Here is a 15,203-nt window from a genome sequence, read left to right as displayed (position 1 = left end):
TCTCCGCGCTAGAATAGAAATATAGGTGCCTCATGATGGGGCACCTATATTTTGTTTGGAGAAGACGGGGATATGGTATAATGGATTACAGAAAATAGAGAGGAAGAGTCGAAGTGGATAAGGAAAGAGTCTTGCAATATTTTCCGCAGGCCAAGTGGTCGAATGCGCGCCCTCAACAGGGAGAGGCTTTCGTCAAACTTGTGGACGGACAGTATCTGACGTTAGGTGAAGGCCTATCGGATCGGGAACGCTTCTTGTTGGATTTGTTACAAGGAGAAGGGACAGAGAGCCAGCAGTCTCCTTGGCGGCTTTTCTTGGATGGCAAGCGATCCTTGCCACAGCCTATTGCAGCTTTGCAGTTTGTACAGGTTCGATTGTGGTCGGATGTGGAAGATGAAGTGCGCCAAGCTTGGCGTCAGACGATGGAAGACCTGCTTCCCAATCTAGTAGCCTGGTATGCTTCCACGGCTAGTGACTATGTTTTTGTCTTAGAGCAGTCGCCTTATCTAGATTGTCGGGAGATCTTGAGAGACACCCTGTCGGCACTCGAGTTTGATTTTGGTCTGCGCTTGACTGTTTTTGTTGGACAGGTTTGGCCAGAGGAAGTCGCAGCTTCTTGGCCACAACTTTTTCAGCAGGAAGAAGCTCTCTTTCAAGAATGGTGCCAGACCTATAATCATTCGACCCTCTTGCAGTTTAGTCAATTATTCCTTTGGTCGGGCAAATCTTACGCCAGCTTAAAAACAGGAGTGGCGCAGTTGGTTTCCAAACAGGACCTGGGAGACGTGATTCGAGCCTTGTGGGCTGAAGGGGCAGTATTGACCAAGACTGCACAAAGACTGTATATCCACCGCAATACGCTTCAGTATCGCTTGGATAAATGGCAGGAATGGACAGGCTTGCAGTTAAAGGAGTTAAATGATTTAGCGGTATGTTATCACGCTATCATAGATGATGAATTTTGATATTTTGTGCAACCTGCACAGAATATCTTTTTTCTTTTGGTCAACTTGACATAGAAAAATAAAGCGTTTTCATTTACAATAAAACTATCAAAGAAAGCGAGGATTGAACATGGTTCAATTGAATTTAAAAAACATTTACAAAAAATACCCAAACAGTGAGCATTACTCAGTTGAAGACTTCAACTTGGACATCAAGGACAAGGAGTTTATCGTATTCGTAGGTCCTTCAGGATGTGGTAAGTCAACGACTCTTCGTATGATTGCTGGTTTGGAAGACATCACAGAAGGGGAAGCATATATCGATGGCGTTCTCATGAACGATGTGGCTCCAAAAGACCGCGACATTGCCATGGTTTTCCAGAACTATGCCCTCTACCCACACATGACTGTATTTGACAATATGGCTTTTGGTCTTAAGTTGCGTAAATACAGCAAGGACGAAATCAAAAAACGTGTGGAAGAAGCTGCACAAATCCTTGGATTGACAGAATTCTTGGAACGCAAACCAGCTGACCTTTCAGGTGGACAACGCCAACGTGTTGCCATGGGTCGTGCTATCGTTCGTGATGCAAAAGTATTCTTAATGGATGAACCTTTGTCAAACTTGGATGCTAAATTGCGTGTATCCATGCGTACAGAGATTGCTAAAATTCACCGCCGTATCGGTGCAACAACCATCTACGTAACCCACGACCAAACAGAAGCAATGACCTTGGCAGACCGTATCGTTATCATGTCTGCAACTAAAAACCCAGCAGGTACAGGTACAATCGGCCGTATCGAGCAAATCGGTAGCCCAGAAGAGCTCTACAACCGCCCAGTTAACAAGTTTGTTGCTAGCTTCATCGGTAGCCCAGCTATGAACTTCTTTACAGTAACACTTCAAGACGGTGTACTTGCTGGTGATGGCTTCAAGGTAGCTCTTCCAGAAGGTCGTCGCAAGCACTTGGAAGAAAAAGGCTACAATGGCAAATCATTTACCCTCGGTATCCGTCCAGAAGACATCAAGGCTTCTCAGTTGGAATTGGACACGTACCCTTCTTCTATCGTAGAAGCAGAAGTGGTGGTATCTGAGCTTCTCGGTGCAGAAACCATGCTTTACTCTAAGGTTGGAAACACTGAATTCGTATCTCGCGTTGATGCGCGTGACTACCACAACCCAGGCGATAAAGTTCGCTTGACCTTCAACCTCAACAAAGCTCATTTCTTTGATGATGAAACAAGCAAGGCAATCGTATAAAATTGTTCATAAAACACCTGACCGTCAGATGAAAATCTGGCGGTTTTTGGTTAGGGAAGGTGTCCGCCAAGGAGGAATTTATCATTGCAGTCGCAGGGAATACAGTCATGATGGGCTTGTCTTTCTTGCATTTGCACAACCAAGTATCAGATGAATTTCATGGGAAAATAGAAGAACCGTCGGTTTAAACTGACGGTTCCTTTTCTTATGTTAGTAATTGTAGTAGGTAGGTCATTGTTCCGAATTCGAATAAAATGTAGATTCCTAATACGATAAAAATGGTTGGAAGAATCATTTTTTCATATTTTTCTATGAATTCAGAAATGCTATGGAGACTTCCAAATTTTTCTGCTAGGTAGCAAATGGCGACTGTCTCTAGCAAGATCAGGCTAGCAGTTAAGAGTGTTTCTAAGGTACTTAAAGTTGTAAAATAAGGGGTAAATATTCCTAAATTATCTACTCCCGATGTTAATGAAATAAAAATGATAGATAGTAGTCCGATTTTGCTATCAGGAATTTCTGTTTCTGCTTCGTTTTCAAAAAGGATTCTAACCCCTAGTAGAATAGGGACGAAGCCGAGCAGACCAAGGATCCAGTCAGCTAGAAAAATATTGGCAACTTGGCTAAGAATCGAACTTAAGAGGATGAGTATAAAGCTAGCAAGTAGTTGTCCAAAATAGATTGTGCGTTTTTCACCTGGTTTTTTTGCCTGTGAAAATAAAAGGAATAAAATTAGGAAATAATCGATACTTGTTGAAATACCAAGAATCAGTGCATAAGTAATAATAGTCATGGTTCCTCCGTATAATATAGTAGTCATAGATATTTATTTACAGAGGCACATCAATTTTGAAAGATAGAAGTAAAAATTGCGGTTCATTTTAATTTCCTTTTTCACTACCCTCATCTTCATCTTTGTAAACCTCATAAAAGTCAACCTTGAGGCGAATAAAGGCTTCCATATCGTGTAGGAGCTGAAAGAGGGTGGCTCGGGTTTCAAATTCTTCTCGGGTTTGTGGCAGAGGTCGCTCGCGGAAGGTGGCATGGAAGAGTTCGATGTCTAGGAGGAGTTCCTTAGCGGAGTTTTCTCGGCTCAGTTGCTGGGCTGCTCGCTCGAAGAGGCTGGACAGGATGACATTTTCTCTGCCTTCTAGCAAACATTTGTTGATATTTCCTGCCATGGTCCGCAGGATTTTATTTTGTGCGGCTCGCATTTCAAAGTAATGGACCTGGTAGTTGGTCTGCTGGAAGAGCTGGTTGTGGCGGTCTAGATAGACGACTTTGAGGGCCTCCTCCAAGGTCTTATCTAGCTGCGTAATCAATTCTGCCTCGTTTCGTCCATCACCGTTGAGCAGAAAGGCTTCAAAGCGGAGGAGAATCTGCTTGAGCAGGTCTTCGACTTGGTCGTGATAGGCCTCGATTTTCTTTTCTTGCGAGGGCATATAGAGGTTAAACAAGAGTGCAAGTCCTGCCCCAATCAGAAAAAGCGCCAGCTCATTTCCCAAAAAAATCAGCGAAATATCCTGCTCTAGCAAGAGGTGGGTGACGAGGACGGTCGAGGGAGCGATGCCTGCCTCCCAGTTGAAACGGTAGGCCAGAGGGACGTAGAGTGCCAGGTAGATGCCCAGGGTCCAGATGCCAAAGCCAAAGAGGGCGAAGGTCAGGACGGCTATGGTCAGGGCCAAGAGAGTGGAAAAGAGGCGGTTGCGGGCCATTTTGAAGCTGGACTTGCGGGTGTCGAGGACGCTGAGAATGGCGATGATACCGGCAGCCGTCGCATAGGACAAGTCTAGAGTGGTCGCTAGGTAAATGGCTAGGACGGTAGCAAATATCAGTTTAATCGTTCGGAGGGAGAGGGACATGGGGGCTCCTTTGGTCTTAGTCTTCCTTTTATTGTACCATAAAACCCTCCTATATTAGGAGGGCTGACTTTATGCAAACAAGGCAATGATTCCGACTACCAAATAGCAGACCAGTTTGTAGCTTTCATTGATAAGGATGAGTTTAAGAGGGCGTTGCTCAAAGACGTAGTTCTTCAATGAAGCAAGGACTGCAATTACGCCCATGCCACCAGCTGCGTGGAGTGGTGAAACATCAAGGGTCTTGATGAAGAAAATTGCCACAACAGCAGTCAAAACTTCAATCGCCAAGGAAATCACCATTTCCTTCTGGCCATTTTTCCCAGCTTGACGGTCAGCTTCTACCTTGGTCATGTCAATGCCAGAGGCTTCAATCCAAGCATCACGGAAAATCAAACCATACCATAAACCACCAATAGCAAAGGCAATCAGCCCTGCCACAATTCCCAAAATAAGTGTCATATATTCTCCTTATACTTGTATGGACAAGTTAATAAAGCTTAGCATACCACATCGTATGTCACATGTCAAAATTTCTTTTTCAAAAAATACAAACAAAACCGTTGATAAACTGCTATTAGCTGTAATTTGAAATATGAGAGTAATCCCATGGGATTGCTCTTCTATCATTGTTTTGTTATACTATGAGAAATAGGCTTGGTGGAGGATACTAAGTCGATGATGAACTTGTTTTTAGGAGAGTTGGAGCATGGATAAATGGATGCGTGATATGGAAGAACAGCGAAGACATGATGAACTAAGTCGAAAAATGGATGCCCAGACCAATGCTATTCATTCTCAGTCCTATGCGATTAATTCCCAGACCCATGCGCTAAGAAAACAGAATGCACTTCTTGAGAAGGAGCATGAACGTCAAATTGAAAAAGAGTACAAAGATCGAATTTTTCAACTCCAACTTCATTTGGCTCAAGCCTCAGATGACAGTCAGCGACTAGTCTTTCAGCAAATGCTCGATGATGCTGAAAACGATTATTCCCAGTATCTTTTAGAGAAAGAGGAGAGACAACTGGTGGCAGCAAGAAGAAGACAACTGGGCATTTTTATTTCCCTCTTAGTGCTACTAGTCGGTATGTTTGGTGTTTACTATGTTTATACAGACATGCAGCAGGTTAGGGTTCCAGAATTACGTGGCGTGTCCTTGGCTGAGGCCAAGGAAGTCTTGCGTGATGAAGGTTTTGTATTGGGAACGGTCACGGAAATTGGTGGACAGACCGTTGAACCGGGCCAAGTCAGCTTATCGACACCTAGTGGGGGCAGCAAGGTGAAAAGAGGGAAAGTGGTAGATCTGATTGTAGCAAAAGAGGAGACTGCGACATCAGAAACAAGCAGTGAAGGAACAGCTTCGACGACGAGCAGTAGCCAAGTTTCTTCTCAAACCTTTACCATTGAAATTGAAAGGACAGGCTTGTCTATCCTTCAAGCGCCTTATTTAACGGCAACTTATGTTGCGACCATTGATCCAGGCACCTATACTATTGTGGAGACGACTTATAACGATGGTCATAGCTGGGGCAAGCTAAAGTCAGGGCAGGGGTGGATTTCGTTGACGGAAGTTCAGGGAGGTCTTGCACAGGTCAATACCAAGGATTTGACAACAGAGCAGGTGCAGAGATGGGTTGCCTATGCATTTTTCATGAACCCAGAGAACGTTCACTACAATCGTCAACAACCAGTCATTTCGGTTTACAAAGAGGAAGATGATTTGGTTTATGCAGATGTGACGATTCCATCAGATTCAGACTTTGAACCAAGCTATTGGCGGTACCGTGTCAATGCCCAAGGTGAGTTGGAACATGGTTCCTATGAGGAGGCTACAGGGAACACCCACTGGTATGTTTTATTGGAAGAATACAGGGAGTAAGTTTTAGCCAAGGTTTTCCTTGGCTTCTTTGTTTCCAAAATATGCTATAATAATACCATGGAACAAAATGATATGGTATATGGCGTACATGCTGTAGTGGAGAGTTTGGAGGCCAACACTGGCAACAAACTCTACATTCAGGATGATTTGCGCGGAAAAAATGTAGAAAAAATCAAGGCACTGGCAGCAGAGAAGAAGGTGTCGATTTCTTGGACGCCCAAAAAGACCCTGTCCGACATGACAGAAGGTGCCGTCCACCAAGGCTTTGTCCTGCGGGTCTCCGAGTTTGCTTATGCAGACCTTTCGGACATTCTGGAAAAAGCAGAGCAGGAAGATAATCCCCTCATTCTCATCTTGGACGGGCTGACAGACCCTCACAACTTCGGCTCGATTTTACGGACCGCAGATGCCACTCAGGTAGCAGGTATCATCATTCCCAAGCACCGAGCAGTTGGCGTGACGCCCGTTGTGGCAAAGACCTCAACAGGTGCGGTGGCTCATGTCCCAATCGCCCGAGTGACCAATCTCAGCCAAACCCTTGATAAGCTTAAGGAGGCTGGTTTCTGGGTATTTGGTACGGATATGAACGGAACCCCAAGCCACAAGTGGAATACAGCTGGTAAACTAGCACTTATTATTGGCAACGAAGGCAAGGGCATCTCCAGCAATATCAAAAAGCAGGTGGATGAGATGATTACCATTCCTATGAAGGGCCATGTCCAATCTCTCAACGCCAGCGTAGCAGCAGCCGTGCTGATGTACGAAGTATTTCGGAAGAAAATCTAAATGAAAGAAAAAGTTCTCATTGTAGATGGCTACAACATGATTGCCTTTTGGCAGGCCACCAAGCAAGATTTTAAAAAGGGAGACTTGGATGCAGCCAGAACGACCTTGCTTCGAACCTTGTCTCACTACGCAGCCTTTGAACAGATTGAGGTGATTTGTGTCTTTGATGCCCACCATGTGCCAGGTCTTCGCCAGCAGTATGATGAATACAAGGTGTCGGTCATTTTTACAGAGGAGGAAGAGACGGCAGATAGTTATATCGAACGACTCAGCGCCCAGCTCAATAGTGACCGTCGCAAGCAGGTTTCCGTCGCAACCAGCGACCTCAACGAACAATGGGTGGTCTTTTCACAAGGGGCCTTACGGATTTCGGCGCGTGAGTTAGAGGAGAGAGCCAGGGTTATCAAAAAGGACTTGGATAAGTTTGTGGACCAGGTCGAACTTTATACCCCACGGCTCAATCCCTGGTCAGATGGGAATTTTCAAGCCTTAAGAGAAATGATGGAGGAAATGAAAGAGTGACATTTACAATCGTAACCGATTCGACATCGGATTTGCCAACCAGCTGGGTCCAAGAAAATGATGTGACTGTGCTTGGTTTGACCATCAACCTAGATGGTGTGACCTATGAAACCGTTGGGGAAAACCGCTTGACCTCAGCAGATCTGCTGGAGAAAATGGCAACAGGCGGCCTTCCGACAACCAGTCAGGTCAATGTTGGTCAGTTTGAAGAAGTTTTTGAAGCGGCAGCCAAGGAAGGTCAAGATGTACTCTACCTAGCCTTTTCATCGGCTCTTTCAGGGACCTATCAGAGTGGGACTATTGCACGTGATATGGTCTTGGATAACTATCCACAAGCCCATATCGAGATTGTCGATACCAAGGCGGCTTCTATCGGGGAAGGCTACTTGGTCATGCAGGCGGCTCAAGCGCGTGCTGCGGGTAAGACTTTGGCAGAAACCAAGGCGCTGATTGAGGAATTGGTGCCACGCTTGCGGACCTATCTCTTGGTCGATGACCTTAACCACCTGGTGCGTGGTGGTCGCTTATCTAAAGCAGCAGCTCTCATTGGTGGTCTGGTCAATATCAAGCCCCTCCTTGCGCTCAATGCGGAAGGAAGGTTAGAAGCGATTGCCAAAATCCGTGGTCGCAAAAAAGGAATCAAGGAAATGTTGAACCTGACCTTGGATAATTTGGATCATTCTACGGTTATGGTGGCCTATACAGGTGATATTGAGGCGGCTGAAGCGATGAAGACAACCTTGTTGGAAGATGGCCGTGTCAGCGAGGTTCTTTTGACTGAGTTGGGCCCTATCATTGCCACCCATACAGGAACAGGGGTGCTAGCTATCCTATCTATCAATAAAGAAGAGAGATAATCTCTTTTCTTTTTACAGAAACAGAAAGCGATTACAAACTAATTTCGATTTGGAGGTTCTTATGAAACGCTTGTTGTCTTGTTATGCCAGTGACTTGCTGGGAGCGACCAAGGAGGAGCTCAAGCAGTCCATTTTATCCAGTGAAGGTCGGATTATCATGGGAGAAACGGTGGTCACAGCGGCTCCCTTGATTGCCGGGGTGACCAATGCGGAGATGATGGCTGCCTTTGGTTGTGACCTCTTGGTGCTCAACGAATTGGATGTCTTTCATCCGGAGATTGTTGGTTTTTACGACTGCGACAATCCTATTGCGGAAATCAAGCGGTTGACAGGTCGATTGGTCGGGATTAACTTGGAGCCTGTGGATAGCAGTCAAGAGGTCCAAGACCAGCAGGTCTTTCTCAAACCGGGTCGTCAGGTCAGTCCAGAAAGTCTGGGACAGGCCCAAGCCCTTGGCGTTGACTTTATCATGCTGACAGGCAATCCTGCTACGGGTGTGTCCATGGCTGCAATCCGCTCTGCCATTGGCCTTGCCAAAGAACACTTTAAGGGCCTCATCTTTGCGGGGAAAATGCACGGTGCAGGTCTGGGAGAGTCGGTCGTGGATAGCCAAGCCCTGCTGGATTTTGTGGACTTGGGGGCAGACGGTGTCCTCATTCCTGCGGTCGGCACGGTGCCGGGCGTGCGGGAGGAAATAGTGGCACCGATCGTCAGTCAGGTCAAGGCGCGTGGTGGTCTGGTTATTTCGACTATTGGGACCAGTCAGGAGAGTGCGGACAGCCAGACGGTGCGGGAGTTTGGACTCAGCAACAAACGGGTGGGATCGGACATCCACCATATCGGAGACGGGGGCTACGGTCGTATGCCCGACCCTGAAAATATCTTGGCTCTGTCCTTGGCGGTCAGAGGCAAACGGCACACCTATTTTAGAATAGGTCAATCAGTGAGGAGATAGTCCTCTGCGAAAATCAAAATTATCCGTTGTCAACTTGGCTTGATGACTGAAAAACTCCAGTGGAGTTTTTCAGCCTGTTACCTTGAAATAAGGCAGTAACAGAGTTCTATCGTCGCCTTCGTTTCCTAGGCTACTTTTGATTTACATGGAGCAAAAAATGTCACTTATCGTTAGAAGAGAAGAAGAAAAGGATCAGCGTGCGGTGGAGGAGCAAACACGTGACGCCTTTGGAATGTCTTTCGTCCGTCAGTTTATCTTTTATTACATCGTTAACTCGTTTTGCCGTACTCCAGTACTGTCTGCAACTCGTTGCCTTGTACTAAAAGTAAACTGAAGGGCTGTTATCTGAGTGCGACTGAGCATTTGGTCCTGCATCAATTACGCGGACAAGACCATGTGATAAAAGACCTCAATCTTGTGTCGGAAGCCGACGGTCAGTTGGTGGGGCATATCCTCTATATTACGTCGGAGATCACAGCGGACGGCGCTTGCCTGCCCAGTCTGACCCTTTGGTCCCTTTAGCATCTCGCCAGACCAGCAAGGCCGCGGTTACGGTCAGGCACTTTTGGAGCATTCGCTGGCTTTGGCGGAAAATAGCGGAGCGGTTTTGGTGGCTATTACAGGCTTTCCTGATTACTACAGTCGATTTGGTTTTTTTAAGGGGAAGGAGGTCGGCATTCGCTATCAAGCGGACCCAGAAGCTGATTATTTCTTGGTCAAATTGTTCCGACCAGAAGCCCTGGCCGGCCGGGACTGGTGGTTTACTGATCCGCCGGGCTACACGGTGGATCAATCAGTCTTGGAAGAATTTGATAAAACCTTTCCTTATAAGGAAAAGTTGGTCTTGCCTGGACAACTAGGTCAGTAGGTGAGTAAATTTTAGAAGAATGGAAAGAAGTCCATTCTTTTATTTTGAAATCGTTGACAAACAATCAATTGAATGTTAGAATGTGCTTGAGAGAAAAATCACAAAGGAGGTCGCGATGACTAAGAAATATATAGTTGTAGGTGGTGTTGCAGGCGGTGCCTCTGTAGCAGCTCGTCTTCGTAGAATTGATGAAAGAAGCCAGATTCAGATTTACGATAAGGGTTACGATATTTCCTTTTCTAACTGTTGCTTGCCGAACTATTTCAGCGGAGAAGTCGAAAATGTAGAGGATTTAGTTTTTTATGATACTGAGAGTTTTAAGAAAACCTATAATCTGGATGCCAAAGTTCGTCATGAAGTGATAGAGATTCTTGCAGATGAACATAAGGTTACCGTAAAAAATCTTGAGACTGGCGAAGAGTTTCAAGATTGGTATGATGCCCTAATTTTGTCACCTGGGGCAAGGGCAATTCGTCCCTCTAGTATAAAGGGGATCGATGCTCCTCATGTTTTCGCATTGAAGAATGTGTCAGATGTTCGCAACATTGATCAGCATTTAAAGCATTCAAAAGCAGAGCAAATCGTTGTGATTGGTGGCGGATTTATTGGTGTCGAGGTAGCAGAATGTTTGCGCCATTCTGGCAAAGAGGTAAGCCTTGTTGAAGCTAGTGCTCAAATCATGACTCCGTTTGATGATGATATGGTTCAGATGCTGCATAAGGAACTCTATGACAATGGTGTGCAACTAATCTTAGAGGATAGTGTTGTCGAGATTACAGAGAAGGAAGTTGTGTTACTGAGTGGAAAACGATTGCCCGCTCAAGCAGTTATCGTAGCTATCGGTGTCAGCCCAGATGTTGATTTTGCAGTCAAGTCAGGCATAAAATTAGGGGAGACAGGGGCGATTGAAGTAGACTACCGCTACCAAACAAACTTACCAGATGTTTATGCTGTGGGTGATGCTATTGAAGTTGTGCATCAGATTACAGGTCAAAAGACAAGACTACCTCTTGCGGGGCCTGCCCAAAAACAAGCACGAAACGTGGCAGATGCGATTTCGGGCAAACAAAATCGCAATCGAGGCGTGATTGGTTCTTCTTGCATCCGGGTCTTTGGTCTGAATGCGGCTAGTACAGGGCTAAATGAAAAAGACTGCCAAAAGGCTGGTATCGATTATCGTGTTGCCTTGGTTATCCCAAACGACCGTGTTGGGTTGATGCCAGATGCAGCACCCATGCACTTTAAATTACTTTATCAGTATCCGACCGGAAAAATAGTAGGTGCCCAGGCGATCAGCAAGGGCAATCCTGTTAAGAACATCAATGTCATTGCGACCGTGATTAGTTTGGGTGGCTATCTCGAAGATTTGAAAGACCTAGAATTATGCTATGCTCCTGCATTTTCAACTGCGAAAGATGTAGTCAATTTCGCTGGGATAGTCGGTCTGAATTACCTCAATGGAGATTACAAACAAGTACCGGTTACAAGTGTGCGTCAGCTAGTAGATGAGGGGGCATTTATTCTGGATGTTCGTGGAAGAGAGGCTTTTAACAAGTCTCATGTTATTGGAGCAATCAACATTCCTTTGGATGAAATTCGTGAACGCGTAGATGAGATTCCAAAAGATAGACCTGTTTATATCCATTGTCGGACTTCTTGGAATAGTTACTATGCTATCCGTGCTTTGAAAGGATATGGTTTTGAAAATATCATCAACATTCAAGGTTCTTTCCTAGCTTTGAGTTACTATGAATATTTCAGAGACATGACAACTAATCGGACACCGATTGTAACGGGGTATAATTTTGACTAACGCTAGGCAGACTTTATCGAAATTAGATGTTATCTCATTGGTGGTAGGGTCTGTTATTGGATGGGGTGCTTTCTACCTTCCGGGAAATAAATTTTTACCAGAAGCAGGTGTTACGAACACAGCAATTGCTTTCTTATTAGGTGCGGTACTGATTTATTTTATTCAAATGGGGTATCATGTGATGATTGAGAACCATCATGAAAGAGGAGGAGAGTTTTCCTATGTATTTGCTCATTTAGGAAGAAACCATGGTTTTCTAGTAGGTTGGGCATTGACATTTTGTTACCTTACGCTGATTCCATTAAATGCTACTGCAGTAGTGCTCGTTTTAAAGCAGTTATTCAATGGGATTTCGTTTGGTTATCTCTATACAATTGCTTCTTATCCTGTATATCTGACAGATTTGTTGATTTCGACTCTGGTCATCTTAGTATTCTATTGGATCAATTTGCAAGGTGTATCTCTATCCATGCGCTTACAAAAAATATTGATTCTCAGTCTAGTTGCAATCGTATCTGTCAGTTTTGTCTATATGCTCTTTTTGGGAGATAGACAACAATTTGCGGAGAATTACCTAGAGAATGGTCGTCTGGACAGTGCTGCCATTTTGAAGGTACTGGCCATTATTCCATTTCTTTTTGTAGGATTTGATATTGTACCGCAGGTTTTAACGGATCTCGGTTTTCCGCATCGTTTTGCGACAAGGATGACGATTTTAGCAACTATCATTGGAATGCTCATTTACAATATGTTGAATGTTATTACAGCGTTAGCCTACTCTCCAAGTCAGGCAAATCAGTTTGTTTGGGCCTCGGGAAGTGCGATTTTGGAATATGCTGGCTGGATTGGTTTTTCTGCTTTATGTATTGCTCTCTTTGCGGCAGTAGTTGGCGGAATTAATGGATTTTTGGTTGGAAGTAGTCGAGTACTTGCTTCTCTTGCTACCCATACATTACTTCCAACATATTTTGCGCATGAAAATCAATATAACATACCAGAAAATGCTCTTCGCTTCGTCACTCTGGTTAGTATTCTTATGCCTTTGTTGGGAAGAAGCGTCATTTTATATATTGTCGATCTATCCAGTTTGATGGCTGCAGTGACCTATGCATATGTATGTTATGTCAGTAGTCAAGTTGCAAAAAAACGGATGATGAAGTACCAAAGTTTGCTGGGAATGCTAGTGGGAATTGCCTTCGTAATCTTACTCATCTTTCCAGGTTCGCCAAGTCAGTTATCTCTCCACTCATTTATTATACTAGGGATTTGGACAGGTCTAGGATTTCTCTATTTTTATTTCACAAAAAATAAATTCAACAAAAAGGAGTTTTTATGAAACATGTAGAACGTTATAGCGGTTTTCTATTAGGAGCAGCTATTCTGGTTTTAGGACCAAAGTTATTGTCATCGGATATGTTATTCTTTCGTCTCATTATGGGTGTAGCTTTTGGCTACACTCTCAGTCGTGGTTACACAGGCTTTGCAGGCAGTGTCAATCGAGCATATCGAACAGGCTCTACACGGTTGATGCGTACAATGATGATGATGTTCTTTATTACAACCTTGCTTAGCACAGCTTTTCTATTCAATGCAGATGCAGCATCTTATGATTTGTGGGTGAATCCAATTAACCTAGGTCTCCTTTTAGGAGGAATTCTATTTGGTTTTGGGATGACCTTCTCATCTTGTTGTGCTTCGGGAGTGTTGACAGATTTGGTCACAGCTTTGCCTCGCGGACTGATTACCTTGGTATTTTTCTGCTTGGGAGTCTTTATAGGTTTCCCAGTACAAAATTCAGCTAGTTGGATTACTAAGTCGTGGTTTACAACAGAAGTTGGTTCGAAACTATATGGGGGAGTTTATCTGCCAGACCTATTTGCTTTTGACGGTTTAGGTGGATATTTGGGAGCGTTGCTCTTTACAGGCCTTCTTTGTGGGATTGTTATTTGGCTTTCCTACCGATATGAAAATTACCGGAAGCAAAACGGAACTTACACAGGGCACTTCGGTGAGAAAATTCAAGATATGGAAGTGGCAGAGTCTTTGGAAAATCCAGCGGATGAGGCAGGCTGGTATGATCGCTTGTTTGTAAAAGCATGGTCTTTGCGTAAAGCTGCGGTTATTCTTGCCATTCTCTTCACTCTCTTAATGGGAGTGACAAAAGCAGGTTGGGGTGCAAGTACTCCCTACGGTTTATGGTTTGGTCAATTCTTGATGCTGTTTGGTATAGATGCAAGTAGTTTGGCGGAGTTTACCCTGATGCCAGAGGGGGCATTTTCAACACCATTCTTTGAACATCCAATTAGCACACAAAACTTTGGAATCATGTTAGGGACAATTTTCTTCTTATTGACCTCAGGTACCTTTACCAAAGTAGCCAAATCAGAGTTGAAAATTACTCCAAAACAGGCTTTCTTCTTTGCAGTAGGAGGATTGCTGATGGGATTTGGAACGCGGTTGTCTAATGGCTGTAATGTAGGGGCTCTCTTTACTCCGATTGCGAATTATTCTCTGTCGGGATGGATTTTCTTAGTTGTTCTGGTTGCGGGTGGAGTGCTAGGTAATACGGTAGCCAAGAAATTAGAACTCTAATTCCTATAGTATTAAGGAAAAATACTTTGTTAGTTCTGACTAGCAGAGTATTTTTACTATATGCTATAATGGAAACAGTAAGTTTAGCAAGGAGTCATCATGAGTCAAGATCGTGACTATATGGATCAAGTATTTTTAGAATATGTTCGGATCGCCAAAGCCCTTTCTAGTGAAAAACGCTTGGAGATACTTCACCGTTTAATTCATGGCCCCAAGACGGTAGAACAGCTAACCAGAATGACCGATATGACAACAGCTAATACATCTAGGCATTTGCAAGTTCTGAAGGAAGCATCTCTCGTTTCAATTGAAAGAGACGGAAAATATATTTGGTACAGTATTTCCACCTCGACAGTAGAAAAACTCTTGTCTGATATTCATTCCATTAGTGAAGAACGGTCGCCGATGTTAGGGTGGATTGAAAAGAGTTATATTGAGCAAGATAAAGCAATCCAAACAATTGGTTTAGATGAAGCCAAGGATAAGGTCTTTTCTAGCCAGGCACAACTAGTTGATCTAAGAAGCGTTAGTGAATTTGAGCTGGAGCATGTAGATGGGGCGGTGAATATTCCCTTCAGTCAATTGGAGGAGCATTTAGAGGAATTAAAGCGCGATAAACCAATTATTCTGTATTGTAGGGGATTATTCTGTACCTATGCCAATCGGGCGGCGGCCTTTCTAAATAAGAGAGGTTATCATGCCTATAGTGTAAGTGGGACACATTTTGATTGGAAGCGAACTAGAGAGGAGTAGTTGTAGATGGCAAGGCTTTCATTCTCAGCAGCTCTGCTATCTTTCAAAAAATAAAAAAAGTAAAGTAAAATGGCTTGACGGAGACTAGTAGATTTGATAGAATGGTAGACG

General features: G+C 44.2%; 16 protein-coding genes. 13 read left to right on the top strand and 3 right to left on the bottom strand.

The features are described 5' to 3' along the window. Nucleotides 1–113 precede the first annotated feature (113 nt). The 3 genes from PXH68_RS08175 (at nucleotide 114) to PXH68_RS08165 (ending at nucleotide 2,393) form a co-directional block, all read left to right on the top strand. The gene (locus PXH68_RS08175; protein WP_158457217.1) at nucleotides 114–965 is read left to right on the top strand and encodes a helix-turn-helix domain-containing protein; all 852 of its coding nucleotides are present in this window, start codon (nucleotides 114–116) and stop codon (nucleotides 963–965) included. A 109-nt stretch (nucleotides 966–1,074) separates the two neighbouring features. Next, nucleotides 1,075–2,205 (top strand): ABC transporter ATP-binding protein, encoded by a 1,131-nt coding sequence (locus tag PXH68_RS08170; RefSeq protein ID WP_044677868.1) that lies wholly within the window; start codon nucleotides 1,075–1,077, stop codon nucleotides 2,203–2,205. A 59-nt stretch (nucleotides 2,206–2,264) separates the two neighbouring features. Beyond that, nucleotides 2,265–2,393 carry a hypothetical protein gene (locus tag PXH68_RS08165; protein WP_316715624.1) on the top strand — a complete coding sequence of 43 codons (129 nt, stop codon included), beginning with the start codon at nucleotides 2,265–2,267 and terminating at the stop codon, nucleotides 2,391–2,393. A 17-nt stretch (nucleotides 2,394–2,410) separates the two neighbouring features. On the opposite strand, the gene PXH68_RS08160 is transcribed toward PXH68_RS08165, so the two are convergent. The 3 genes from PXH68_RS08160 to PXH68_RS08150 form a co-directional block, all read right to left on the bottom strand. Then, nucleotides 2,411–2,998, bottom strand: coding sequence for a cadmium resistance transporter (locus PXH68_RS08160; RefSeq protein ID WP_248028704.1), 588 nt, complete (start codon nucleotides 2,996–2,998; stop codon nucleotides 2,411–2,413). Between the two features lie 88 nt (nucleotides 2,999–3,086). Then, nucleotides 3,087–4,067: an aromatic acid exporter family protein gene (locus PXH68_RS08155; protein WP_248028705.1), complete on the bottom strand. Its 981-nt coding sequence runs from the start codon at nucleotides 4,065–4,067 to the stop codon at nucleotides 3,087–3,089. 69 nt (nucleotides 4,068–4,136) lie between these two features. Then, nucleotides 4,137–4,526 carry a DUF1761 domain-containing protein gene (locus PXH68_RS08150; RefSeq protein WP_248028706.1) on the bottom strand — a complete coding sequence of 130 codons (390 nt, stop codon included), beginning with the start codon at nucleotides 4,524–4,526 and terminating at the stop codon, nucleotides 4,137–4,139. A 247-nt stretch (nucleotides 4,527–4,773) separates the two neighbouring features. Here PXH68_RS08150 and PXH68_RS08145 point away from each other — a divergent pair, with 247 nt between their 5' ends. From PXH68_RS08145 to PXH68_RS08100, 10 genes are all read left to right on the top strand, one after another. Next, nucleotides 4,774–5,946 (top strand): PASTA domain-containing protein, encoded by a 1,173-nt coding sequence (locus PXH68_RS08145; protein WP_248028707.1) that lies wholly within the window; start codon nucleotides 4,774–4,776, stop codon nucleotides 5,944–5,946. Between the two features lie 57 nt (nucleotides 5,947–6,003). Continuing rightward, entirely contained in the window at nucleotides 6,004–6,732 is a 729-nt protein-coding gene (rlmB, locus tag PXH68_RS08140; protein ID WP_248028708.1) for a 23S rRNA (guanosine(2251)-2'-O)-methyltransferase RlmB, read from the top strand. Then, nucleotides 6,733–7,254 carry an NYN domain-containing protein gene (locus PXH68_RS08135; RefSeq protein WP_136671262.1) on the top strand — a complete coding sequence of 174 codons (522 nt, stop codon included), beginning with the start codon at nucleotides 6,733–6,735 and terminating at the stop codon, nucleotides 7,252–7,254. It begins immediately after the preceding gene. Continuing rightward, nucleotides 7,251–8,111, top strand: coding sequence for a DegV family protein (locus PXH68_RS08130; RefSeq protein ID WP_248028709.1), 861 nt, complete (start codon nucleotides 7,251–7,253; stop codon nucleotides 8,109–8,111). The genes PXH68_RS08135 and PXH68_RS08130 overlap by 4 nt, the downstream gene beginning before the upstream one ends. Before the next feature lie 61 nt (nucleotides 8,112–8,172). Next, nucleotides 8,173–9,066 (top strand): DUF7916 family protein, encoded by an 894-nt coding sequence (locus PXH68_RS08125; protein ID WP_248028710.1) that lies wholly within the window; start codon nucleotides 8,173–8,175, stop codon nucleotides 9,064–9,066. A 583-nt stretch (nucleotides 9,067–9,649) separates the two neighbouring features. Then, nucleotides 9,650–9,934, top strand: coding sequence for a hypothetical protein (locus tag PXH68_RS08120; protein WP_248028711.1), 285 nt, complete (start codon nucleotides 9,650–9,652; stop codon nucleotides 9,932–9,934). Nucleotides 9,935–10,049: 115 nt separating this feature from the next. After that, nucleotides 10,050–11,747: an FAD-dependent oxidoreductase gene (locus tag PXH68_RS08115; protein ID WP_248028712.1), complete on the top strand. Its 1,698-nt coding sequence runs from the start codon at nucleotides 10,050–10,052 to the stop codon at nucleotides 11,745–11,747. After that, nucleotides 11,740–13,083 (top strand): APC family permease, encoded by a 1,344-nt coding sequence (locus tag PXH68_RS08110; protein ID WP_248028713.1) that lies wholly within the window; start codon nucleotides 11,740–11,742, stop codon nucleotides 13,081–13,083. Before PXH68_RS08115 ends, PXH68_RS08110 begins: the two co-directional genes overlap by 8 nt. Continuing rightward, nucleotides 13,080–14,339, top strand: coding sequence for a YeeE/YedE family protein (locus PXH68_RS08105; protein WP_248028714.1), 1,260 nt, complete (start codon nucleotides 13,080–13,082; stop codon nucleotides 14,337–14,339). The genes PXH68_RS08110 and PXH68_RS08105 overlap by 4 nt, the downstream gene beginning before the upstream one ends. Before the next feature lie 99 nt (nucleotides 14,340–14,438). Beyond that, on the top strand, nucleotides 14,439–15,092 hold the full coding sequence (locus PXH68_RS08100) for an ArsR/SmtB family transcription factor (RefSeq protein WP_248028715.1): 654 nt from the start codon (nucleotides 14,439–14,441) through the stop codon (nucleotides 15,090–15,092). The last annotated feature ends 111 nt before the right edge of the window (nucleotides 15,093–15,203 follow it).

Source organism: Streptococcus sp. 29896, from assembly GCF_032594915.1.
Lineage (GTDB): Bacteria > Bacillota > Bacilli > Lactobacillales > Streptococcaceae > Streptococcus > Streptococcus suivaginalis.
The sequence above is the reverse complement of the archived record's forward strand: the minus strand, read 5'-3'. Positions and strand labels throughout refer to the sequence as shown.

Bases quoted from the DNA above. Each gene is read 5' to 3' on its own strand.
- PXH68_RS08170 (WP_044677868.1), top strand. From the start codon at position 1,075: ATGGTTCAATTGAATTTAAAAAACATTTACAAAAAATACCCAAACAGT.
- PXH68_RS08160 (WP_248028704.1), bottom strand. From the start codon at position 2,998: ATGACTATTATTACTTATGCACTGATTCTTGGTATTTCAACAAGTATC.
- PXH68_RS08155 (WP_248028705.1), bottom strand. From the start codon at position 4,067: ATGTCCCTCTCCCTCCGAACGATTAAACTGATATTTGCTACCGTCCTA.
- PXH68_RS08150 (WP_248028706.1), bottom strand. From the start codon at position 4,526: ATGACACTTATTTTGGGAATTGTGGCAGGGCTGATTGCCTTTGCTATT.
- PXH68_RS08145 (WP_248028707.1), top strand. From the start codon at position 4,774: ATGGATAAATGGATGCGTGATATGGAAGAACAGCGAAGACATGATGAA.
- rlmB (WP_248028708.1), top strand. From the start codon at position 6,004: ATGGAACAAAATGATATGGTATATGGCGTACATGCTGTAGTGGAGAGT.
- PXH68_RS08135 (WP_136671262.1), top strand. From the start codon at position 6,733: ATGAAAGAAAAAGTTCTCATTGTAGATGGCTACAACATGATTGCCTTT.
- PXH68_RS08125 (WP_248028710.1), top strand. From the start codon at position 8,173: ATGAAACGCTTGTTGTCTTGTTATGCCAGTGACTTGCTGGGAGCGACC.
- PXH68_RS08115 (WP_248028712.1), top strand. From the start codon at position 10,050: ATGACTAAGAAATATATAGTTGTAGGTGGTGTTGCAGGCGGTGCCTCT.
- PXH68_RS08105 (WP_248028714.1), top strand. From the start codon at position 13,080: ATGAAACATGTAGAACGTTATAGCGGTTTTCTATTAGGAGCAGCTATT.
- PXH68_RS08100 (WP_248028715.1), top strand. From the start codon at position 14,439: ATGAGTCAAGATCGTGACTATATGGATCAAGTATTTTTAGAATATGTT.